Annotated in this window: 19 protein-coding genes; 12 read left to right on the top strand and 7 right to left on the bottom strand. The window is 69.4% G+C overall.

From position 1 onward, the window contains the following. The first annotated feature begins 141 nt into the window (after positions 1 to 141). The 7 genes from ON29_RS17820 to ON29_RS17790 all read left to right on the top strand — a co-directional run bounded on the left by ON29_RS17820 (position 142) and on the right by ON29_RS17790 (position 8681). Positions 142 to 1632 (top strand): SCO6880 family protein, encoded by a 1491-nt coding sequence (locus tag ON29_RS17820; protein ID WP_040867648.1) that lies wholly within the window; start codon positions 142 to 144, stop codon positions 1630 to 1632. Between the two features lie 7 nt (positions 1633 to 1639). Beyond that, positions 1640 to 3784, top strand: a complete 2145-nt coding sequence (locus ON29_RS17815) for a putative type IV secretion/conjugal transfer ATPase (protein WP_040867647.1) — start codon at positions 1640 to 1642, stop codon at positions 3782 to 3784. After that, complete coding sequence (locus ON29_RS17810) at positions 3781 to 4089, top strand: transposase (RefSeq protein WP_040867646.1); 309 nt, start codon at positions 3781 to 3783, stop codon at positions 4087 to 4089. Before ON29_RS17815 ends, ON29_RS17810 begins: the two co-directional genes overlap by 4 nt. Before the next feature lie 37 nt (positions 4090 to 4126). After that, complete coding sequence (locus ON29_RS17805; RefSeq protein WP_040867645.1) at positions 4127 to 5791, top strand: peptidoglycan DD-metalloendopeptidase family protein; 1665 nt, start codon at positions 4127 to 4129, stop codon at positions 5789 to 5791. 101 nt (positions 5792 to 5892) lie between these two features. After that, positions 5893 to 6420 carry a hypothetical protein gene (locus ON29_RS17800; protein ID WP_245548998.1) on the top strand — a complete coding sequence of 176 codons (528 nt, stop codon included), beginning with the start codon at positions 5893 to 5895 and terminating at the stop codon, positions 6418 to 6420. 42 nt (positions 6421 to 6462) lie between these two features. After that, positions 6463 to 8298 carry a type IV secretory system conjugative DNA transfer family protein gene (locus ON29_RS17795; protein ID WP_040867643.1) on the top strand — a complete coding sequence of 612 codons (1836 nt, stop codon included), beginning with the start codon at positions 6463 to 6465 and terminating at the stop codon, positions 8296 to 8298. Continuing rightward, positions 8295 to 8681: a DUF4913 domain-containing protein gene (locus tag ON29_RS17790; protein WP_236565231.1), complete on the top strand. Its 387-nt coding sequence runs from the start codon at positions 8295 to 8297 to the stop codon at positions 8679 to 8681. Before ON29_RS17795 ends, ON29_RS17790 begins: the two co-directional genes overlap by 4 nt. Before the next feature lie 77 nt (positions 8682 to 8758). Here ON29_RS17790 and ON29_RS17785 read toward each other — a convergent pair whose 3' ends face one another. After that, positions 8759 to 9301: a hypothetical protein gene (locus ON29_RS17785; protein WP_040867639.1), complete on the bottom strand. Its 543-nt coding sequence runs from the start codon at positions 9299 to 9301 to the stop codon at positions 8759 to 8761. 408 nt (positions 9302 to 9709) lie between these two features. Beyond that, entirely contained in the window at positions 9710 to 10591 is an 882-nt protein-coding gene (locus ON29_RS17780) for a peptidylprolyl isomerase (protein ID WP_040867637.1), read from the bottom strand. Positions 10592 to 10730: 139 nt separating this feature from the next. Between ON29_RS17780 and hisS the strand changes: the two genes are divergently transcribed. The 3 genes from hisS to ON29_RS17765 all read left to right on the top strand — a co-directional run bounded on the left by hisS (position 10731) and on the right by ON29_RS17765 (position 13922). After that, positions 10731 to 12002 carry a histidine--tRNA ligase gene (hisS, locus tag ON29_RS17775; protein ID WP_040867635.1) on the top strand — a complete coding sequence of 424 codons (1272 nt, stop codon included), beginning with the start codon at positions 10731 to 10733 and terminating at the stop codon, positions 12000 to 12002. Positions 12003 to 12146: 144 nt separating this feature from the next. Beyond that, the gene (locus ON29_RS17770; RefSeq protein WP_051175330.1) at positions 12147 to 12794 is read left to right on the top strand and encodes a hypothetical protein; all 648 of its coding nucleotides are present in this window, start codon (positions 12147 to 12149) and stop codon (positions 12792 to 12794) included. A gap of 123 nt (positions 12795 to 12917) precedes the next feature. Next, the gene (locus ON29_RS17765) at positions 12918 to 13922 is read left to right on the top strand and encodes a malate dehydrogenase (protein ID WP_040867633.1); all 1005 of its coding nucleotides are present in this window, start codon (positions 12918 to 12920) and stop codon (positions 13920 to 13922) included. A 28-nt stretch (positions 13923 to 13950) separates the two neighbouring features. On the opposite strand, the gene ON29_RS17760 is transcribed toward ON29_RS17765, so the two are convergent. From ON29_RS17760 to ON29_RS17745, 4 genes are all read right to left on the bottom strand, one after another. Further along, on the bottom strand, positions 13951 to 15030 hold the full coding sequence (locus ON29_RS17760) for a 2-oxoacid:ferredoxin oxidoreductase subunit beta (RefSeq protein WP_040867631.1): 1080 nt from the start codon (positions 15028 to 15030) through the stop codon (positions 13951 to 13953). Continuing rightward, on the bottom strand, positions 15027 to 17027 hold the full coding sequence (locus ON29_RS17755; RefSeq protein WP_245548997.1) for a 2-oxoacid:acceptor oxidoreductase subunit alpha: 2001 nt from the start codon (positions 17025 to 17027) through the stop codon (positions 15027 to 15029). Before ON29_RS17755 ends, ON29_RS17760 begins: the two co-directional genes overlap by 4 nt. Before the next feature lie 110 nt (positions 17028 to 17137). After that, positions 17138 to 18154, bottom strand: coding sequence for an Rv2578c family radical SAM protein (locus ON29_RS17750; RefSeq protein ID WP_040867629.1), 1017 nt, complete (start codon positions 18152 to 18154; stop codon positions 17138 to 17140). A 31-nt stretch (positions 18155 to 18185) separates the two neighbouring features. Then, on the bottom strand, positions 18186 to 19190 hold the full coding sequence (locus tag ON29_RS17745) for an NAD-dependent epimerase/dehydratase family protein (protein ID WP_040867627.1): 1005 nt from the start codon (positions 19188 to 19190) through the stop codon (positions 18186 to 18188). A 211-nt stretch (positions 19191 to 19401) separates the two neighbouring features. On the opposite strand from ON29_RS17745, the gene ON29_RS17740 reads away from it, so the two are divergent. Both ON29_RS17740 and ON29_RS17735 read left to right on the top strand, forming a co-directional pair. Beyond that, complete coding sequence (locus tag ON29_RS17740; RefSeq protein ID WP_040867626.1) at positions 19402 to 19731, top strand: type VII secretion target; 330 nt, start codon at positions 19402 to 19404, stop codon at positions 19729 to 19731. Continuing rightward, positions 19728 to 21344: a hypothetical protein gene (locus tag ON29_RS17735; protein ID WP_040867624.1), complete on the top strand. Its 1617-nt coding sequence runs from the start codon at positions 19728 to 19730 to the stop codon at positions 21342 to 21344. Before ON29_RS17740 ends, ON29_RS17735 begins: the two co-directional genes overlap by 4 nt. 78 nt (positions 21345 to 21422) lie before the next feature. Here the strand turns inward: ON29_RS17735 and ON29_RS17730 are convergent, their stop codons facing one another. Continuing rightward, positions 21423 to 21959, bottom strand: coding sequence for a hypothetical protein (locus tag ON29_RS17730; RefSeq protein WP_040867652.1), 537 nt, complete (start codon positions 21957 to 21959; stop codon positions 21423 to 21425). Positions 21960 to 21961: the final 2 nt, after the last annotated feature.

Genomic DNA, 21961 nt, shown 5'->3' with positions numbered 1-21961 from the left:
AGCGGCCAGGACGGCGGGCCGGATCGGCGCGGCGCGCGCCGCGAGCGGCGGGCTGAACCGGGCCGACCAAGCCATGGGTGACGTCGCGGGCGACCGCTGGACGAACCGTTCACCCGACCTCGGGAGGAGCACCATTCCGCGATGACACTCACCGACACCTACGAGCGGCGCTCGTACGGGCTCTGGCAGAAGCCGCGCAGCGCGGGCCTTTTCGGCCTGCGCTGGGAGGAAACCGTGCTCGGCTTCGCGGTCGTGATCACGGCGCTGATCACCGCGATGGTCGGCGGCTTCCAGTGGGGTGTGATCGTCGGCGGCATCGGTGTCGTCGTGATGGTCCCGCTGGTGTGGCGGACCGGAGGTCGTTCGGGCTACGAGACGGGATTGATGATGTTCAACTGGATGCGCTCGCGCAGTCGTGGCGAGCACGTGTACCGCGGCGGCCGCTTCTCCCGGATCCCCGGTGGCGTCACCCGCCTGCCCGGACTGCTGGCGCCGTCGAAGTTGTACGAGGGCATCGACGCGGGCGGTTACAGCTTCGGCATGATCCACCTCCCGCAGTTCGCCCAGTACACGGTGGTGCTGCGCGCGTGGCCGCAAGGCCACGAGGCGGTGGACCAGCCGGTGATCGACCGCTGGGTCTCGGCGTGGGGCACCTTCCTCGCCTCGGTGGGCCAGACCAGCGACATCGTCGCCGTGGTGCCGGTCATCGACACCGTGCCGGAGACCGGAAACCGTTTGCTCACCGAGGTTTCCGCGATCACCAGGCCGGAGGCGCCGGAGCTGGCCCAGCAGGTGATGTACGAGCTGGCCACCGAGCTGCCGCAGGAACGGGTGCAGTTGCTGCCGCGGGTGGCGATCACGTTCAAGGCCACCACCGCCGAGCGCCGTAAGAACCCGGCGGAGGAGGCCGTCGAGATCGGCCGTCGCCTGCCCGGCATCTGCGCCGCGCTCGCGGAAGCCGGTGTGCGCGCCCAGCCGATGTCGGCCGACGAGGTGATCTCCTTCATCCGCCGCAGTTACGACCCCGCTTCGCAGGCCGACCTGGAAGTGGCCGCGGGCGAACCCGAGGGGCACGGCCTGGACTGGGCGGACGCGGGCCCGGTGTCCCATGACGAGAAGTGGGATCACCTGGTGCACGACGGGGGCCGCTCGGTCACCTGGGAGATGGACGCGGCGCCGGAGGGCGCGGTCGACGAGCGGGTGCTGCAGCGGCTGCTCGCGCCGAATCCCGAAGTCCCGCGCAAACGTATCGCGATCGTGTACCGTCCGCACTCGGCCGCCGACGCCGCCGAAATCGTCGACGACGATTTCAAGAACGCGTTGGTGGCCCAACAGAGCGAACGCGGGGTCGTGTCCGCGGCGGCGACGTTGCGGGTGGGCGCGACTCAGCAGGCCCGCGAAGAGCAGGCCAGGGGTCACGGTGTGACCCGCTTCGGGGCTCTGGTGACCATCACCGAGCCCTTGCGCGGTGACCTGCCGCGCATCGAAGCCATCACGCGCGACCTGTCGACGCAGGCGCGCTTGAAGATTCGGCGGTGCTACCGCTACCAGGCGGCGGCCTTCGCGGCCTCCCTCGGGTGCGGAGTGATCCTGCCGGAACACGCGACTATTCCGAAGGCACTGGCGGGGTGAGCGATTCATGGCACGGGACTACGAGCCACCCGTACGGGAACGGGACGAGGACGCGCGCCGCAGGCGGCTCGAGCAATCCGGCCGGGACGAGTGGGGACAGCGGCCCGAGCGGCGGCGCCCCGCACGGGATTCGGCGCGAGTGAACGGCGAGGACCGGTCGGGCGTGGACGCGTCCGACCGGCGGGCGGCCGAGCGGCGCGCGCGATCGGGCGCGGGCAGGCCCGACGGTGCGCGCGCCGACCGGGCGCACGCCGAACGGTCTCGCGGCGAGCGGAACTCGCGCATGTCCCGCGACGCGGTCACCGAGCGCATCGCCGCGCGGCCGGATCGCAACGGCGCCAGGAACGGCCGCGTGGCCCGGCCCGCGAAGGTCGACTACACCGCCGACCGCGCCATGGGCGCACCGAACACGGACAAGGCGGCCCGCCGCGCGAAGGCGAAGGCGGATCGGCGCAAGCAGTCCGGGCCGCCGCTGCTCGATGACGCTACCCGCGCCAAGCTGGAGATGATCGCCCGGGAGGGCAGTGGCCTGCGGGCGGCGATCGCGCAGTTCCGGGTCCGCACCGACGACATCCGCCGCCGCAACTACGCCGCGCGCGCGGAGCAGACGATCGAGGACGGTTTCGACCGCAGCACAGCGCAACTCACCGACCGTGGTTACGCGGGCCCGGGCGGCGGCCGGATGAACGTGGTCGGCCGCCCGGTCGAGTACCGCGCCACCACCGCTCAGGTCGCCGGCCTGTGGCCCTGGTCGGTCGGCGCGGGCGCGCCGCTGATCGGCACGCCCCTCGGTTCGCATCTGCACACCGGGGCGCCGGTGTGCTTCGACCCGATGAACTGGTTCATGCGCGGTAGTTTCATCACCGCGCCCAGCCTGTTCGTGCTCGGCCTCAACGGTTTCGGCAAGTCCTCGCTGGTTCGCCGGATCGTGCTCGGCGGCATCGCCCAAGGGATCACCCCGTTGATCCTCGCCGACGTGAAACCGGACTACCGCAAGATGGTCGAACTGGTCGGTGGGCAGGTGATCGACCTGGGTTACGGGCACGGCAAGCTCAACCCGCTCGCGGCGGGCGTTCTCGGTGCGGTCGTTCCACGGCTGGAAGAGTTCCCGGCCCTGCAACTGCAGGTGTTGCAGGACCTGCGGGCCCGGCAGGTGACACTGATCGCGGGCCTGGTCGAACTGGTGCGCGGCGACCGGGTGCGCGACTACGAGGAAACGCTGATCTCCACCGCGCTGCGCATCCTCTACCGGCCGGGTAGCGGATACACGCCGGACAAGCCGCCGATCATGGAGAACCTGCTCGAGGTGATCGTCGGCGGCGGCGAGGAATTGATGCTGGACGCGGGGGCCGACGACCTCGCGGAGTACATGGAAGCGATCAAGGGGCTGCGCCGCTCGCTGCGCGCGCTCACCCAGGGGCCGTTCGGCGCCGTCTTCAACGGCCAGACCACCGTGCCGATCGACACCAGCGCGGTCGCGGTGTGCATGGACGTCTCGCACATCCCGACCGGCGACAAGAAGCTCAAGGCCGCCGTCATGCTGGCCTGCTGGGCCGACGGGTTCGCCTCGGTCGAGGCCGCGCATGTGCTCGCCGACGCGAAACTCGGCCCGCAGCGCTATTTCCAGGTGGTGATGGACGAGCTGTGGCAGGTGCTCGGCCTCGGCGACTTCATGGTCGACCGCGTCGACGAGCTCACCCGGTTGCAGCGTGGCATCGCCACCGCGCTGATCATGATCAGCCACACCATCAAGGACCTGCAAGCGCTCGGCTCGGAAGCCGCCATCGCGAAGGCGCTCGGTTTCCTCGAGCGGGCGCGCGCCAAGATCTTCGGTGCGCTTCCCGCCGAGGAGATCAAACGGCTGGACAGCACGGTTCCGTTCACATCGGCCGAGGAGGAGATGGTGACCGGATGGTCCGCACCGCAAGCGCTGACCGGCGAGGCGCTCAAACCGGGGCAGCAGCGGCCGTCCCCGCCCGGCACCGGTAAATTCCTGCTGAAGATCGGTGAGGACCGCAGGCCCGGCATCCCGTTCCACATGGAATTCACGCTGTCGGAGAAGGAAAGCGGGATCCACGACACGAACCAGCGCTTCAGCGAGTTCACCGAGTCGACCTCGCGCGGAACGGATTCACCGGGGAGTGCCGCATGATGCCGCACCGGTCCTACCGTCGCGTTTCGCCGGAGGTCCGCCAAGCGGCGGTGGAACAGGTCATCGCCCTGACCGGCAAGCTGCGCAGTGAATCGGAGGCCTGCCGCGTGGTCGCCGAACAGATCGGTGTGCACACCAACTCGGTGCGGAACTGGGTGCGCGCGGCCGAAGGCCCCGGTCTGGAACGGATGGACGCGACCGCGCTGCGGCGCAAAGTGGCTCTGCTGCAACAGCAATTGGCGGCCGCCGCCGAGATGAACCGCACGTTGGCCGACACTCTCAACGAAGCCCGGCGCCGGACGTGAACCCGGGCTGCGCGCGGCACGATGCCGGAGTGCGGCGATGAGCGGCAAAACGGCGTTGTGGACGGCGCTGGGCGCGGTGCTCGGCCTGATGACCATCGTGCTGGTCATCGTCATGCCCTCCGTGGACGACGCCTGCGAGGGCGGCTCGGTGCTCGGTTCGCAGTCGGCGCTTCCGCCGCTGGGCGGTTACGCGCCGGGCGATCGGCGCGCCGCCGCGACCACCGGCCCCGGCGCGACACAGACCAACCCGGCCGCGACCGCCACGCCCTCGCTCGCCGCGGGGGTAGGCCCGCTGCGCCGCACGTTGCCGATGGCCACCGGAACCTTCACCGTCTCGGACACCTTCGGCGCGCGGGGCGGGGCGCACAAGGGCGTCGACTTGGCCGCGCCGGACGGTACGCCCATCTTCTCGGTCTCCGACGGCCGTGTCGTCGCCGCCGGCCCGGCGTCGGGATTCGGCAACTGGATCGTCGTCGATTCGGTGGACACCAACGGCCGCTCGTACTCGGCGGTCTACGGCCACATGTGGGACTCCGGCGTGCTGGTCCGGCCGGGCGACACGGTGACCGCGGGGCAGCACATCGGCGCGGTCGGCTCGGCGGGTGAATCCAGCGGCCCCCATCTGCATTTCGAGATCGTTCCGGGCGGCCGGTTCACCGGCGGTCGACAGATCGACCCGTTGCCCTGGCTGGACGGCGCGCCGACCCCGGACGTCGGCGGTGCGCGCGCCTATTCCAGCGATCCCCGCTGCAGCCTGGGTTTCGGCACCGTCGGTGGCGCGCTGGCCGCGGGCAAGGTGCCGCAAGAACTGGAGATCTGGTACCGCCGTGCGGGTTCCCTCTGTCCGCAGATCACGCCCTCGCTGCTGGCCGCGCAGGGCAGGCAGGAGTCCGGTTTCCGGCGCGGGGCGACTTCGCCCGCCGGTGCCCAGGGCCTTGCGCAGTTCCTGCCGACCACCGCGGTGAGCATCGATCCCGACGACGGCAGGCCGTATGTGATCGACGCCGACGGCAACGGCGTGGCCAGTGTGTGGGACGACGGTGACGCGATCGTCGGTCAAGGGCGCTATATGTGCGCGATCGCGCACAAGATCCAGCAGTGGCAGGCCGAGGGCAGGGTGCAGGGCGACATCGTCGCGCTGACACTGGCGGCCTACAACGCGGGCGAGGGCGCGGTCCTGGCGTCCGGCGGTATGCCGAACCAGGTTGCCGCGCATTACGCCGAGACCCAGCCGTATGTGCGCAACATCCTCACGATGGAAGCGCAATACCGAGCGCCGGGTTCGCTCGGCCGGTTCACTCCCGGACAGGGTTCGGCCGGTGACCAGATCGTCGAGGCCGCCAACGAGTGGCTCGGCACCCCGTACGTCTGGGGCGGTGGCGGGCCCCAGGGGCCGAGCGGCGGGGGACTGGACGGACCGGGGTTGACCGCGGCGGCGGTGTTCGCGGCGTCCTCCGGCGCGGTGACGCTGCCGCGCACAGCCGAACAGCAGTGGGAGGCGGGTGCGGAAGTGCCGATGCGGAGAGCGCAGCCGGGCGATCTGGTGTTCAGCTCGTTCGGTCCCCGCGGGCCTGCGCAGGTCGGCATCTACGTCGGCAACGGTCGGATGATCCAGTCCGTGCCAGGTGCGAACGCCCGCTCGGCGGGCGGCGTTTCGGAAGTCGCGGTGCCGGGGGACGGACGGGCGAGGAGGGTGCTGTGAGCGGTGACGGGTCCGAACACGCGGCGGCGGGACTGCCGCGACACCCCGCGGTGCGGCTAGCCTGGAGGGATAGAGCGAATGCACGCGCGAAACTGGTGGTGATGCTGGTGGTGAGCATCGCGGTGCTGGGTGCGGCCTGTGGCCGTGCGGACCGCGCGGACACGGGATCCGATGCGGCGCACCCCGCTACGTCCACACCCCGGTTGCTGGAGGGCGTGCCCGCCCCAGATCCGGTGACGCCCGACGGTGTCGCGGTCGCGGCGCTGCGGGAGATCTACAGCTGGCAACCCGCTTCCGAGACCGAGGGCGCTTCCCTGGGCCGGGCGCGGAAGTTTCTCGGCCCCAGTCTGATTCGTATGCTGGATGCGGCGCCGACCGCGGTGGAGACGCCGAAGTCGACGCTGCAGTGGGCGGATTGGGCGAGGGAGGGGGCACGCGTGGAGGCGTTCACGTTCGCGTCCGGTGAGAAGCCGCCCGCTCTCAGCGACCCGAACGTCCAGCAGTTCAAGATCGGGATCGAGCAGACCGTCGTCTATCCGGACGGACGCAAGGAGCCGCTGCCGCCCGCGACGGTGATCGCCACCGTCGTGCGCACACCCGACGGCTGGCGGCTCGACGCATTCCGCTGACCACCCGCTTTCCGTACCGGACGGCCGACCCAGGAGGCACACATGGCGAAGAAGAAAAAGGTGACGGATCCGGCCGTACCCGGACCCGACGTCAGCCTGCTACTGACCTACGCCGGCTTCGCGATCTTCGGAACCCTCTGGCTCGCGCTGCATCTGGGCAACCTGCTCGCGGGCAGCCCGCAGAAAGTCCCGTTCAATCCGATCGCCATCGCGGCCGATCTGGCGCGGGGCAGGCTGCAATGGCCTGGTGCGGCCACGGCGATCGTGTTGCTGGTGATCCTGAGCGTGGTCGCGTACCTGGTGATCCGCAAGGAGTTGCAGAAGCGCCGGTCCAAGGGCAGGCTGCCGGTGGACGACAAGGCCGACGTGATGGGCAACGGCGGGGCGATCTCGATGCTCACCGAGGCGGGCGTCCGGGAGAAGGCCCAGCAGCTGGGCGTGCGACTCGGCTACGACGACGCTCCCGGCGTGCCGATCGGTGTCGGTGTGGCCGACGGCGTGATGCTCTACGGCTCGTATGAGGATCTGCACCTGGACATCTGGGGCCCGCGCCAGGGCAAGTCGACGTCCCGGGTGATCCCCGCGATCCTCACCGCGATCGGCCCCGTGCTTGCCACCTCGAACAAGCGCGACGTGGTGGACGCGACCCGGGATGTCCGTGAGTCGAAGGGAAGTCCTACCTTCGTCTTCGATCCGCAGGGCGTCGCGGGCGAAGAGACCACCTGGTTCTGGGATCCCCTGTCCTGGGTGGATGCCAAGCGCGAAGGGTGCGAGATGCGCGCGGCCCGGTTGGCGGGGCACTTCGCCGACGGCGACGACGGCAGCGACAGCAACCACGACGCGTTCTTCGATCCCGAGGCCGAGGATCTGCTGGCCGGACTGTTCCTCGCCGCCGCGGTCGGCGATCGCAACGGCAGCAGGCCGATCGTGCAGGTGTGGGAGTGGGTGACCAATCCACAGGACACCGAGCCCATCGAGCTCCTGCGCGCCGCCCGCCACCACTACACGGCCTCGGGCCTGTCCTCGCAGTACAACGCCGATCCACGCACCCGCAGCGGCATCTTCGGCACCGCCAAGAAGATGATCCGGTGCCTGAAATTGTCGAACGTGCACCCGTGGATCACCCGTGGCGGCGATCGCAGGGAGTTCGACGAGCTGGAGTTCCTGGAGAACAACGGCACGCTCTACAGCTTGTCGCTGGAAGGCCGCGGCTCTGCGGCGCCCCTGGTGAGTGCGCTCACCGAGGCGGTGGTCGACGTGGCAATGCGCAAGGCGTCGCAATCGGCCGGTGGGCGCTTGGCGATTCCGATGCTCGCGGTGCTCGACGAGGCCGCCAACGTGGTGCGCTGGAAGGACCTGCCCAAGCAGTACAGCCACTTCGGCTCACGCGGCATCGTCGTGATGACGGTGCTGCAATCCTGGGCGCAGGGGGCCCGCTGCTGGGGCGAGAGCGGCATGAACGCCTTGTGGTCGGCGGCGAACATCAAAGTGCTCGGCAGCGGCGTGGACGACACCAAATTCCTGCAGGAGCGTTCGGACGTGCTCGGCGAATACGACGCGATCTCGCAGTCGGTCTCCGAATCCAAGGGTGGCAAGAGCTATTCGCGCTCGCTGGGCTCGTCCAAGACGTTCTCGGTCAACGCCCTCGCGACGCTGCCGCGTGGCCGGGCCATCCTGTTCCCCTCCGGTGCGCCGCCGGTGCTCATCCGAACGGTGCCTTGGTGGGAGGGTGAGTACGCTGCGGACGTGAAACAGTCCATCTCGCGTCACGATCCGCAGCGCAAGACGGAGATCACCGATCTGATCGGCGCGCCCTCGCTCAGCAAGTCGACGCCGCCGCCGGAATACGGACAAGTCGAGGAGGTTCGGCCGCTGTGACCGAACAGCAGCAACAACCGATGATCTACGCGAGCGTGGTGGAGTTCGTCGAGAACTACCTCAGCCTGGTCTATCGGCGGCAGGTCACCGATCTCAGCGACACGGTGTGGTGCCCCGAGTGGTGGCAGCACGCCGAGGCGGTCGCCCGGCTGGACGCGTTGTGGCGCGCCTGGGAGCACTACCGGCTGGACGGGCGAACCGGATTGAGCGTCTGGTTCCTCGACCACGCGGACCCGCACATGTCGAAGCTGTTCGACCCCAAGGGGCCGTTCAAGTACTGCAGTGTGCGCAACGGCCACAAGGACATGCTCAGCCCGCTGCCCCTGAAGTCGCCGCAACACGGTATGTTCGGCGATCCCACGGTCGGTGACTTCCGCACGTAAGCGTCTGCGTCCCAGCCGTTCTCGTGCTCGAGAAAGACGAACGCCCGCCGGAATCCGGCGGGCGTTCGTTCGTCCGGCTACCTTGTGCGTTCCAGGCCGCGGGATTCCTGTTCCCTGGCCCTGGTGACCGACGGCGCCTCGTCGGGGCGGGAGCGTACGGCCTCACCCGGCGGTTGTGCCTGCCCTACTTCGATCAGCATCCGTACCGCGGCAAGCTCCGGTGCGACACCCATTTTGGCCAGGTGGGCCGCGATCGCCATGCGGCGTTCCTGGGAGTCGTATTGCAAAGCCGGCTTGGCGGCGGCGTTGGCCGCCATCCGGGATGCCTCGGCTTGCGCGGAGAAGCGGTCCTTCTCCAGCGACACGCCCTTGTCCGCGATCGGCTTCTCGATCAGCCGGGCCAGCTCGGTGTTGCGCGGATCCTTGGCCTTCGCGTCACGAGCCTCACGCAGCTGCAATTCCTTGGCCTCTTTGAGCCTGGCTTCGGTGAGCTTGACGCGCGCTTCGGCTTCCTTCTGACCACGCTCGCGGGTCCGCAAGGCGACGAGCGTCGCAAGCTGCAACATTGTCCTCATCATGGCCGCGGTTTCCCGGCCGATGTCGTCCAGTTCCTCGGACATGGCTGCTCCCCGATGCTGCAGTGATCACTATGGATGATGTGGTGCTTCGTTACGGACGCCGCCACGCGAACTGTAGTCCCGTGCAGCGGGTCCCGCCTGCAAACGTGGACACCCGGAGAACTTGTGGTGCGGCACTTCCTGTCCGGGGGATCGCCCGGCCGAGGCCGTACTACGCCGCAAGAACTCCTTGTATCGAGATTACCCGACAAAGGTCGGCACAATCGAACGAGCGTGCCGGTTCATCAGCATATATCGCACATTTCCGGCGTGTCTCCGGGCGCGCCGGATGATCTTCGAACTGAGGGCACCCTAACCGAAGAAAGGTTCGACTATCCTCGCGCCGGCCGGATGGGGTGGACGTGACTCGGACCCGCGGCCGGAGAACGGCGGCGGGCCCGGAGCGCACGCTCAGCGGTCGATACGCACCGACTGGATCGTGACCGGCTGCTTGGGCTTCCCGTCGCCGGGACCGTTGGAGTCGTCCTGGCCCAGCTCAGCGATCTTGTCGAGCGTGCCGAGGCTGTTGTCGTCCACGGTGCCGAAGATCGTGTACTGCGGCGGGAGCATCGAATCCGCGTACACGATGAAGAACTGACTGCCGTTGGTTCCGGGGCCCGCGTTGGCCATGGCCAGCACGCCGCGCTTGTACGCGATCGGTTCGGAGGTCGCCGCGGGGTCGTTCGGGGCGTACTGATCGGTGGGGTACTCGTTGTCGAATTCGTAACCGGGCCCGCCCATCCCGGTGCCGGTGGGATCGCCGCACTGCAGGACCTTCAGGCCCTCGCCCGCGGTCATGCGGTGGCAGCTGGTGCCGTCGAAGTAGTTCTGTGCCGCCAGGCTGACGAAGCTGTTCACCGTGCACGGCGACTCGGCGTTGTTCAGGGTCAGCCCGATCGGGCCCTGGGTGGTCTCCACGCTGACGCTGACCTTCGCGTCGGCGCCGGTGGTGGGGATGCCGCCGGCCTTCGGCTTGCCGACCGGCTTGTCCGCGGGCTTGGCGCTGTCGCGGTAGGAGCAGTCGACCGTCGCGGGCTTGGCCTTGGCGGAGGGCGGCGCGGCCGCGGCGGGGGTACTCGACAGCGAGGCGTCCGCGGCGTCGGAGTTGCTGCCGCTGTCGTCGCCGCGGGTCAAGAAGTACACCCCGGTCACGGCGGCGACCACGAGGACGACACCGAGTACCGATCCGGCGATCGTGAGTTGCTTGCGCTTGCGCGCCCGCTCGGCCCGATTGGCGAGCTGACGTTCCAGCTTGCGTTTCGCCGCTGCTCGTCGCTGTTCGTTGGTCGGCACTACCACGTTCCTCCCGTATCCGGTTACATCGGGATAAGAGTGTGCCATTTCTTCCTGAGACTGCTCCGCAACCTTCCTGAGAGGCGGTTCGGCGAATCGGTTGGACTTGCGGGGCCGTAGTGGTGGAAACTGGAGCATCGTGACCAAGACCAGCAGCTTTTCCGCCCCGAAGGGGGTACCGGACTACGTGCCACCCGGCTCGGCCGAGTTCGTCGCGGTGCGCGACGGCCTGCTCCGCGCCGCCCGACTGGCCGGGTACGGGCATATCGAGCTGCCGGTGTTCGAGGACACGGGCCTGTTCGCCCGCGGTGTCGGCGAGTCCACCGACGTGGTCACCAAGGAGATGTACACCTTCCCCGACCGCGGCGATCGCAGCGTCACGCTGCGCCCCGAGGGGACCGCGGGCGTGATGCGCGCGGTCATCGAACACGGCCTCGACCGGGGCCAGCTGCCGGTGAAGGTGTGCTACGCGGGTCCCTTCTTCCGCTACGAACGCCCGCAAGCCGGCCGGTACCGGCAGTTACAGCAGGTGGGCATCGAGGCCATCGGCGTCGACGATCCGGCGCTGGACGCCGAGGTCATCGCCATCGCCGATGCCGGATTCCGTGGCCTGGGGCTGGACGGATTCCGGCTCGAGGTCACCTCGCTGGGTGACGAGACCTGCCGCCCGCAGTACCGCGAACTGCTGCAGGAATTCCTCTTCGGGCTCCCGTTGGACGAGGAGACGAAGCGGCGCGCCCAGCTCAACCCGCTGCGCGTGCTGGACGACAAGCGGCCCGAGGTGCGCGCGATGACCGCGGACGCGCCGCTGATGATCGATCACCTGTCGGAGTCGGCCAAGGCGCACTTCGAGCAGGTGCTCGGCCACCTGGAGGCGCTCGGCGTGCCGTATGTGGTGAACCCGCGCATGGTGCGCGGCCTGGACTACTACACCAAGACCACGTTCGAGTTCGTGCACGACGGTCTCGGCGCGCAATCCGGCATCGGCGGCGGCGGTCGCTACGACGGTCTCATGGCCGAACTCGGCGGCCAGCCGCTGTCGGGTATCGGATTCGGCCTCGGCGTCGACCGCACCATGCTGGCGCTGGCGGCCGAGGGCAAGTCGGCGGGCAGCCCGGCGCGCTGCGAGGTCTTCGGCGTGCCGCTGGGTGACGCCGCCAAACAGCGGCTGGTGGTGGTGGCCGCGCAGTTGCGGGCGGCGGGCATCCGGGTCGATCTGGCCTACGGCGGGCGCGGTGTGAAGGGCTCGATGAAGGCGGCCGATCGCTCCGGGGCCAGGTTCACCCTCGTGCTCGGCGATCGTGACCTCGCGGAGAACACCGTCGGGCTCAAGGACATGGCGACCGGTGATCAGCGGCAGATTCCGCTGCCCGAGGTGGTCGGCGTGATCCGGGAGTCGCTGGCCGGATAGCGCGGTGGCCGGTGCTCTCGGGTTCCGCCGCGCGACCGCCGGGCGCGCGATACTGTGCGCCGAACCCGTCGCGGGCGGGGTGCGAGGGCGGTAGCGTGACCGGCGCGCACATCAGCGGCGCCGGAGTCGCGAGAAGGCGGAGTAGTGTCCACGAATTCTGATGACCAGCAGGCGCACGCGCCGGTGGGGCTCGATCTGGTCGCGCCCGAGCTGTACGCGCCGATGCTGCGTCGCCTCGCGCTGGCCGCGTCGGGCATCGGGATCGGCGCGGCGCTGCTGGCCGCGACCGTGGTGAGCTGGCCGATCGCGGCGGCCATCGGCGTCGTCGTCGGCGCGCCCACCGTGGTGTACGCCATCGCGCTGCGCCGGCGGCGAATGTGGGTGACGGGCACGACGATTCACGCCCGCAGGCTGTTCGGTGAACGACAGCTGGAGATGTCGGCGGCCACCGGGGTGGAGGTCTTGGTGTTCCCGGCGCGGTTGAGCCGGATCGCCCTGCGGGTCACCGCCGGGGAGATCTCGCAGGTCGTTCCGCTGGCCATGTACACCGACGCGGGCAGCGGCCGCGAATTGCATCTGCTGGGTTTGCGCAAACTCGCGGACGCGCTCGCCGCCAGTGAATTGGCCGCGGCCGTAGCGGTTTCCGAGATGCTGGTGCACCAATTGCGAGCCGAGGCACGCGATGCCGGGCTGGAGGAGCGGCCGCTGTATCGCGCCGTGCGGCTGGCGCGGGCCAAGGACGTGGTGTCGCCGATCGTGCTGACCGACACCGAAGTCGCCGCGCTCGCCTGACCACGTTGCCGGAGAACCGGTACGGGCCATGGGTCACTGTCGCGTAGCTCACCGTGCGCCTTCGGCGGCGGTGAGAGTGGCTAGGGTGGGCTACAGGAATTCGCCGATCGCAAGGAGTTCGCCGTGAGCACCCCCGCTGGGACCGTGACCGTCACCGTGACCGGAGCGGCGGGCCAGATCGCCTACGGCATGCTGTTCCGGATCGCCTCCGGTGCGATGCTCGGCCCGGACACGCGCGTGCGCCTGCGGCTGCTGGAGGTCCCCGCCGCGGTGGCGTCGCTGGAGGGCGTCGCGATGGAACTGGAGGACGGCGCGTTCCCGCTGCTGGATTCCATCGACATCAGCGACGACCCGTGGATCGGCTTCGCAGGCGCGGGCATTGCCCTGCTAGTCGGCGCGCGGCCGCGCACGGCCGGGATGGAACGCTCGGATCTGCTCGCAGCCAACGGCGCGATCTTCACCGAGCAGGGCGCCGCGATCAACGCCAGCGCCGCGGACGACGTGAAAGTGCTCGTGATCGGCAACCCGGCCAACACCAACGCCTTCATCGCCATGAGCAACGCGCCGGACGTGCCCGCCGAGCGTTTCACCGCCATGACCCGCCTGGACCACAATCGCGCCATCGCGCAACTGGCCAAGAAGACCGGTGCGCCCGCCCCGGCCATCGCGCGGGTCGCCATCTGGGGCAATCACTCGGCGACGCAGTACCCGGATATCGCGCACGCCACCATCGCGGGACGTCCCGCCCTCGATCTGATCGGCGATCCGGCGTGGTTGACCGAGCAGTTCGTGCCCACCGTGCAGCAGCGCGGCACCGCCATCATCCAGGCCCGCGGCGCGTCCTCGGCGGCGAGCGCGGCCAGCGCCGCGATCGACCACATCCACGACTGGGTACACGGCACGCGGGACGGTGACTGGGTTTCGATGGCCGTTCCCTCGGACGGCTCCTATGGCGTGCCCGAAGGGCTGATCAGCTCGTTCCCGGTCACCTGCGCGAATGGTGAGTACACGATCGTGCCCGATCTGGCGATCGACGACCTGGCCCGTCCCCGGATCGACGCCTCGGTCGCCGAGCTCGAGCAGGAGCGCGACGCCGTCATCGACCTCGGTTTCGCCAAGCACGCCTGACCGGCTCGCGGACCTCCGCCCGGTCGCCCTATCCGACTGTCCAGGTCTCCGGCCCGGTGAGCAGGGACTGGAGCGATTCGGGGCCGACCGGTTTCTTCTCGCGCGCGGTCTCGGTCTGGTAACGCACCCCGTCGTCGTAGGTCGGCCGCGAGACGCTGCGGAAGATGCCGGTGACCACATGCTCGAGTCCCTGATCGGACAACCGCGACAGCGCGTAGGCGTACTCCGGGTCGTCGGCGTAGGCGTCGTGCACCACGATGTCGGACTCCGCGACGCTGTCGGTGCGAGCCACCGTGAGCCCGAAACCCCGCCGTACTACGGCGAATTCGCCCTCGGCCCCGAAGCGGATCGGTTCGGCGTGCCGCAACGGGATGAGATGGTCCGCGGCGTTCTCCCGGCGCAGCACGTCGAACGAGCCGTCATTGAAGATCGGGCAGTCCTGCAGGATCTCCACGAACGACGTGCCGCGGTGCTCGGCGGCGGCGCGCAGCACTTCGGTGAGCCCCGCGCGATCGGAGTCGAGCGCGCGAGCGGCGAAGGTCGCTTCCGCTCCCAGGGCCACCGACAGGGTGTTGAACGGGTGGTCCACCGAGCCCATCGGGGTCGACTTGGTGACCTTGCCCTGCTCCGAGGTCGGTGAGTACTGCCCCTTGGTCAAGCCGTAGATCCGGTTGTTGAACAGCAGGATCGTCATGTTCACGTTGCGGCGCAACGCGTGGATGAGGTGATTGCCGCCGATGGACAGCGCGTCGCCGTCCCCGGTCACCACCCAGACCGACAGGTCGGGCCTGCTGACCGCCAATCCGGTCGCGATAGCGGGCGCACGACCGTGGATGGAGTGGATACCGTAGGCCTCCAAGTAGTACGGGAAGCGGCTCGAGCAGCCGATCCCGGACACGAACATCAGATTCTCCCTGCGCAATCCGAGTTCGGCGAGGAAGCCGCGCACCGTCGCCAGGATCACGTAGTCGCCGCAGCCCGGGCACCAGCGCACCTCTTGATCGGAGGTGAACTCCTTCACCTTCTGCGGCCCGTCCGCGGTCGGCACCCCGGATACACCGGTCAGTCCCAGATCGGTACCGATCAGCGAGGTCTCCACGATGGTCATGCGTTACCCCCAGCGATGCTGTATGCGGCTGCCTCGCCTGCGCTCGGCCCGGCGCAGGGTTGTGGTCGGACTTCGTCCGGCAGCGCTCGATGAGTAGCCCGCGCCCGTGCGGCGAAGACCTTGTTCTGTTCCATCTCCTCGATCGACCCGTCCAGCGCCGCGTCGATCACCCCGACCAGTTCCTGGGCGGAGAACGCGGTGCCGGCGATCTTCGTCCACGGCCGCACGTCGACCAGGTACTTCGCCCGCAGCAGCGTGGCCAGCTGGCCGCCGTTCATCTCCGGCGCGACCACGAGGCGATAGCGGCGCAGCACGTCACCGAGATTGGCGGGCAACGGATTCAGATGGCGTAGATGCGCTTGGGCCACCGGGACTCCGCGCCGCCGCGCGCGCCGGCACGCCTCGCCGATCGGGCCGTAGGAACTGCCCCAGCCGATCAGCAGCAGCTCGGCGGTGCCGTCCGGATCGTCGACCGCGAGCTCGGGGACGGCGATGCCGTCGATCTTCGCCTGGCGCAGGCGGACCATGAGTTCATGGTTGGCCGGATCGTAGGAGATGTTGCCGCTGCCGTCGGCCTTCTCGAGACCGCCGATGCGGTGGGCGCGGCCCTTCGTGCCGGGGACGGCCAGCGGTCGGGCGAGCGTGTCGGGATCGCGCGCGTACGGCTGGAACGGGTCGGCGTCGTCGCCGCCCGGTTCGAATCCCGGGTCGATCGGCTCCAGTTCCGTCACCTGCGGAATGGACCACGGTTCGGAGCCGTTGGCGATCGCGCCGTCCGACAGCAGCAGCACCGGGGTGCGGTAGGTCAGGGCGATCCGCGCGGCCTCCACCGCGGTGGCGAAGCAGTCCGCGGGGGAGCGCGGCGCGAGCACCGCTACCGGTGATTCGCCGTTGCGGCCGTAGAGCGCCTGCAACAGGTCGGCCTGTTCGGTCTTGGTCGGCAGTCCGGTCGACGGTCCGCCGCGCTGCACATCGATCACGATCAGCGGCAGCTCCGTCATCACCGCCAGGCCGATGGTCTCGCTCTTGAGCGCGAGTCCGGGGCCGGAAGTGCTGGTGACACCGAGGGCGCCGCCGAGCGAAGCGCCGAGCGCGGCACCGATTCCGGCGATCTCGTCCTCGGCCTGGAAGGTGGTGACGTCGAAGTTCTTGTGCTTGCTCAGCTCGTGCAGGATGTCCGAGGCGGGCGTGATGGGGTAGGTGCCCAGAAAGACCGGCAGCTTCGCGAGCCGGCCCGCGGTGATCAGGCCGTAGGCGAGCGCGGTGTTGCCGGTGATCTGGCGGTAGGTGCCCGGCGGCAGTTTCGCGGGCGCGATCTCGTAGGTGGTGGCGAAGCTCTCGGTGGTCTCGCCGTAGTTCCAGCCCGCCCGGAACGCCAGGATGTTGGCCTCGGCGATGTCGGGCTTGGTGGCGAACTTCTCCCGCATGAACTGCTCGGTGCCGCCGATCGGGCGTCCGTACATCCAGGACAGCAGGCCGAGGGCGAACATGTTCTTCGCACGCTGGGCATCTTTTTTGCCGACCCCGGTCGATTCGGTCGCGCCCAGCGTGAGCGAGGTCATCGGGACGCGATGGACCACGAAGTCCGACAGCGTCTCGTCGGCCAGCGGATCGGCGGCGTAGCCGACCTTGGCGAGGGCCCGTTTGGTGAACTCGTCGGTGTTCACGATGACGGTGGCGCCGCGCGGGAGATCCTCCAGGTTCGCCTTGAGCGCCGCGGGGTTCATCGCGACCAGCACATCGGGCTGGTCACCCGCGGTGAGGATGTCGTAGTCGGCGATCTGGATCTGGAAGGACGAGACGCCCGGCAGGGTGCCCTGCGGCGCCCGGATCTCGGCGGGGAAGCTGGGCTGGGTGGCCAGGTCGTTGCCGAACGCGGCGGCCTCGTGGGTGAAGCGATCGCCGGTCAGCTGCATTCCGTCGCCGGAGTCCCCGGCGAACCGAATGACGACCTTTTCCAACTTCGCTGTGCCGACATCGTTTTGGTGTGAAACCATATGCCTGCTTCACTTCCTCGTCGCTGAGAGGTGCCATCGCCAAACTACTCCGTCGAGTGCGGTGCGCGCCCCCGAAGCGCGCGGACCGGCGAGATCCGGCGACGGTGGCGTCAGGCGAACAATGCCAGTTGCGCGGCGGTCGTGTGCGCGGTTTCGGGTCGTGTCTCCGGTTCGGCATGCCTGCGCGCCGTCAAACCGTGCTCGGCCAGCAGTGGAGCGACCCGCGCGCGCAGCCAGGCGGAGTACTCCGGGGTCACGTAGGGGCCGCGGCGGTAGAGCTGACGGTACCGGCGCAGCAACGCCGGATGGTGCTCGGCCAGCCAGGACAGGAACCAGCCCCTGGTACTGCCGCGCAGATGCATGGGGAACGCGACGGCAGATGCCGCCCCGGCCTCGGCGATGGCGCCGAAGATCGCGTCCAGATGTGCCTGTCCGTCCGTGAGACAGGGGATGACCGGGGCGACCAGCACGTTCACCGCGAAGCCCGCGTCGGTGAGCGCGCGGACCAGGTCCAGCCGGGCCCGTGGTGACGGCGTGCCGGGTTCCAGGCTCTGGTGCAGCTCCTGATCGAGGATCGCGATGGACACCGCGAGGCTGATCCGCACCTCGCGCGCTGCCGAGGTGAGCAGCGGTAGATCCCGGCGCAGCAAGGTGCCTTTGGTGAGGATGGAGAAGGGGGTGCCGGACTCGGCCAGCGCGCGGATGATGCCCGGCATCAGGCGGTATCGCCCCTCGGCACGCTGATAGGGATCGGTGTTGGTGCCGAGCGCGACCGGTTCGCGACGCCAGGACCGCCTGCCGAGTTCCTTGCGCAGCACCGCGGCGACATTGGTCTTCACCACGATCTGCGAGTCGAAGTCGCGGCCCGCGTCCAGGTCCAGATACTCGTGCGTGCCGCGCGCGAAACAGTAGCGGCACGCGTGCGAACAACCGCGCATCGGATTGACGGTCCACTGGAACGGCACGTTCGCGCCCTCGGGCACCTTGTTCAACGCGCTTTTGCACAGCACTTCGTGGAAGGTGATGCCCTCGAACTCCGGCGTCCGCACGGTGCGCACCAGACCCGCCCGGGACAGCCCGGGCAAGGCGCCGTCCTCGGCGTCCAGGGTCTGGCTTTGCCACCGCACCCTCTCAGTCGAACATGTGTTCTAGAAGCTGTCAAGCGATCTGCCGGGTGTCCGGCGGGGTCAGCCGGGCCGGGTCGGCGAAGAAGGTGACCAGATCGCGCACCGTGTCGTCGAGCGGACGTGGCTGATAGCCGAGCTCGCGTTCCGCCTTCCCGTGGTCGACGACGGGCGCGGAGATGAGCGCGCCGAGCGCCGCCTTGGAGACGATGTCGGAGTTGAACAGCTTGCCGATCGGCGCGAGCACCGGGATGACGCCGGACACGAACTTGGCGGGGATGGCGAACCTCGGCCCCCGCTTGCCGCCGTGGGTCGCGGCGACGCGGCACAATTCGAGCATCGAGATCATCGACCCACCGAGCAGGTAGTTCTCACCCGTGTGGCCGTGCTCTCCGGCCAGTACCAGGCCCTCGGCCACATCGCGCACGTCCACCAGGTCGAATCCCCCGCCGATCATGGCGGGCACGCGCCCGAGCGCCGCGTCCCTGAGCGTCCGGTTGATGCGCGAGAGCGGCTTGCCGAAGTCCAGCGGGCCGAAGACGCCGGTCGGATTGCACAGCACCGCGTCCAGGCCCTGGTCGATCACTTTGCGCAGCGCCACCTCGCCCGCCCACTTCGAGCGGTCGTAGACCGGCAGCCCGGGGTCGGTCGACCGCGGCGCGTCCTCGTCGATCCGGCCACCGCAGCTGTACTGGTCGAACGCGTGGATCGAGCTGGCGTGCACCATCCGGCGCGCGCCGACGGCCAGAGCCGCCTCGGCGACCACGCGCACACCCTCGGTGTTCACCCGCCAGGCGAGGTCGTTCTTCTCGGCCAGGGTGATCACCGCGACCAGGTGGTAGACCACCTCCGCGCCGTCCAGCGCGGCGCGCATGGACGCCGGGTCGAGCACATCGCCCTGCACCCAGGTGATACCGGGCGCGGCCTGCTCGGCGGGAATCGCCCGATCGATGGCGGTGATCTGATGGCCGCGCTCGGTGAGGAGGCGGAGCAGATTCGTGCCAAGGTAGCCGGCTGCGCCGGTCACTGCGACCTTCATGGGACAGAGAATATAGAACTTGTTCTAATTTGCAACACGTTCCAATTCTGCCCCTTTCGCCCTGCCGTGCGGCGCGTTCGGGCTCGAAACTTGCCGGTCGGGTCGGCTATATTGAGCGCAACCGTAGCGGCCCTTGCCGATTCGGCAGGGAGCCGGCGGATCACGACAACTTCATGACGCAGATCTGTACGACGATTTGGGGGGCAACTCGATGAGTGATCTCTCGGTAGAGACCGAAGCGGTCCGGGCGTTCGCCGCCACGAACGCCGGTATCGCCGGTGATCTCGCGGGGGCGGGCAATTTCGACGCGGTGAAGAACGTTTCCGCGCTCGTTCCGGTGTTCGGCTTGATCGGGGCCGACTACCTGGCGATGTTCGCAGCGGCACAGGTGTTGCAGGCCAAGGACATCAACGATCTGTCGGCCAAGTACGCCAAGCTCTCGGACTCGGCGTTCAGCGCCGCCGCGGCCTACGACGCCGTCGACTGGTCCAACGCGGGCGCGCTCGGATCGATCGCGGGCCAGATCGGGGGCGCGGTATGAGGCCGCTCGACAGCGGCGTCATCGCGCCGGAGGACCACGCCGTCGCGCACGCGGCCGAGCAGAACGTCGCGATCGGCCAGCAGTCCGTGCTGGACACGCTGCAGAACGCACCCGCGCAGGCGGTGCTGGACCTGCCGTTGCCGCAGCTGCCCGACGATCTGCCGCCCATCGAGCCGCCCGCTTTCGTGCTGTCGCGCAAGATCGCGGAGGATCAGCAGTCGGTCGGCGCCATGCCCTCCGGTCTGCCGGGTCTGAACGGCGCACCGGGCGCTGAGAACGTACTCGGCGTGCCGCACGAGGCGTCGGCGCTGCTCGGCGACATGAACACGGCGGTCGACCACGTCGCGGCGCCCGCGGTCCAGGCGGCGCTCGGGCAGGCCCCCGGAGTGCTGAACGGGGCACTCGCCGACGCGTCGAGCGCGGTCGCGGGCACGGTGAACCAGGCGGCGGCCACCGCCGCGGCGTTGCCCCCGTTGCCCGCCGACCCGGTCGCCGCGCTGATGCAGGGTGTCGCGGTACCCGCGCTCCCCGGCGTCGATCTGCTGATGAAGCCGATCCTGGATCTGCTGAGCAGCTTCGGCACCGGCGTCATCGGCGCGTTCGATCCGACCGCGATCCTGAGCCAGTCCTCCAAGGTCATCGAGATGGCCATGCAGGTGGGCAAGGGCAGCATGAGCACGGTCGAGCAGTTGTGGCAGAGCCAGGCCGCGCGCAACGCCCAGGCCGCGAGCCAGCAGGCGAACGTGGAGGGGCAGCAGACCGGCCAGCGGGGTATCGACATCTCCGAGCTCACCCAGCGTGCCGCCACGGTGGTGCAGCAGGGCAACGCGCAACTGCTCGGCATCGCGTCGTCGTTCGCCACCCAGGCGACCGCGCTCGCGCCGGTCATCCTCACCCCACCGGCCCAGGCGACGCTGATCGCCTCGGCCACCGAACACCTGGGCAACGCCGTCGGCGTGGTCAACGCCACCCGCGGTGATCTGGCGGGCAAGACCGCCGAACTCAGCGGCATGGTGCAGCAACTGGTCGCGCCGGGCGGCGGACCGGCGCCGCAGGAGGTCGCGCAGGCACTGGCGGAGAACGTCGGCCAGCCGATCCTGGAGCAGGCGCAGTCGACCTCCTCGGATACCGCGACCAAGGCGGCCGGCCTGGACTCCGCCACGCCCGGGACCTCGACCCCCTCGACAACGCCGTCGTCGGTGCACACCACGCACAGCCCGAGTACCAGCCACGGCACGCCGAGCGGACTGCTCGGCAGCAGTACCGGCAGGCCCGGAAGTCCGAGCACGCCCTCGGTCCCGAAAGCCACCGGCCTGCCCGGCACCACTGTTCCCCCGATCCGCTCGGTCGCCGGCGTCCCGGGCACGTCTTTCGGTACCGGCTCACCAGCGAGCACCACACCGGCCGGGTCGAACGGTTTCATGGGTGGCCCGGCCGGCGCGGCGGGGCAGCGGGGCAATGACGACGAACACTCGCGCTCGGTGCAGCCGTATCTGAGTCCCACCGGCAACGACGACCTCACCGGCCCGCTGGGCGAGTCCACGCCGGACGTCATCGGTGCCACGCACTCGGACGAGATCATCAGTTCGGACTACGAGCAAGACCAGTTCTGACGCGTCGCGGGGGAGGCCACGCGCGGCACCCGGCCCGAACGGGGATCATCGCCGTTCGGGCCGGGTGACGAGCGACGGTCAGTTGTCCTGCGCGAACGCGTCGAGCAGTTTCCGGTACAGGTCGGCGAAGCGTTTGCGTGCGGCCTGCTGTTCGGCGCCGAGCCCCTCGGTGGTGTCGGGCGAATACACCACGAGATGTACGTCCTCCGACGGCGACTGCGGCATGAAGTCGATGATCCGGCTGCTCTGATCCGTGGCGGCCGGGACGCCGAGGTCCACCGTGGCGAGCGCTTTGGTCTCCGCCAGCGCCGCGCTCAGCACGTCGGGCGGGATGTGGCCGTCGATCCGCTTGGGCGGGGTCTCCGGCCGGCGCTCGGCGGCCACGGCGTCGGGGCTGCTGACCGCACGGCCGTCGGCGAAGATCTCCAGCTGCGGACGCAGGTCCGTGCGGGCCTGCCACCCGTCCGGAATGGTGGTCAGCGTGAACAACGCCAGCGGTGCGGCGATCGGCGGTAGCGCGCTCGGGCGATCCAGGGCCGGGTCGGCCGTGGCGGCGCCCGAGCCCGCCGCGACGATCAGCAGCACAACCAGCACAACAGCTTTCGTTACTCGCATCG

Origin of the sequence: Nocardia exalbida NBRC 100660 (assembly GCF_000308575.1) — a bacterium.
GTDB classification, from domain to species: Bacteria; Actinomycetota; Actinomycetes; order Mycobacteriales; family Mycobacteriaceae; genus Nocardia; species Nocardia exalbida.
Note: the sequence above shows the minus strand (reverse complement) of the source record. Positions and strands in the feature narration are given on the sequence as shown.

Coding starts and splice junctions, on each gene's coding strand:
- ON29_RS17820 (WP_040867648.1), top strand. CDS start 142: ATGACACTCACCGACACCTACGAGCGGCGCTCGTACGGGCTCTGGCAG.
- ON29_RS17815 (WP_040867647.1), top strand. CDS start 1,640: ATGGCACGGGACTACGAGCCACCCGTACGGGAACGGGACGAGGACGCG.
- ON29_RS17810 (WP_040867646.1), top strand. CDS start 3,781: ATGATGCCGCACCGGTCCTACCGTCGCGTTTCGCCGGAGGTCCGCCAA.
- ON29_RS17805 (WP_040867645.1), top strand. CDS start 4,127: ATGAGCGGCAAAACGGCGTTGTGGACGGCGCTGGGCGCGGTGCTCGGC.
- ON29_RS17800 (WP_245548998.1), top strand. CDS start 5,893: ATGCTGGTGGTGAGCATCGCGGTGCTGGGTGCGGCCTGTGGCCGTGCG.
- ON29_RS17795 (WP_040867643.1), top strand. CDS start 6,463: ATGGCGAAGAAGAAAAAGGTGACGGATCCGGCCGTACCCGGACCCGAC.
- ON29_RS17785 (WP_040867639.1), bottom strand. CDS start 9,301: ATGTCCGAGGAACTGGACGACATCGGCCGGGAAACCGCGGCCATGATG.
- ON29_RS17760 (WP_040867631.1), bottom strand. CDS start 15,030: ATGACCATCGTGGAGACCTCGCTGATCGGTACCGATCTGGGACTGACC.
- ON29_RS17755 (WP_245548997.1), bottom strand. CDS start 17,027: ATGGTTTCACACCAAAACGATGTCGGCACAGCGAAGTTGGAAAAGGTC.
- ON29_RS17745 (WP_040867627.1), bottom strand. CDS start 19,190: ATGAAGGTCGCAGTGACCGGCGCAGCCGGCTACCTTGGCACGAATCTG.
- ON29_RS17740 (WP_040867626.1), top strand. CDS start 19,402: ATGAGTGATCTCTCGGTAGAGACCGAAGCGGTCCGGGCGTTCGCCGCC.
- ON29_RS17735 (WP_040867624.1), top strand. CDS start 19,728: ATGAGGCCGCTCGACAGCGGCGTCATCGCGCCGGAGGACCACGCCGTC.
- ON29_RS17730 (WP_040867652.1), bottom strand. CDS start 21,959: ATGCGAGTAACGAAAGCTGTTGTGCTGGTTGTGCTGCTGATCGTCGCG.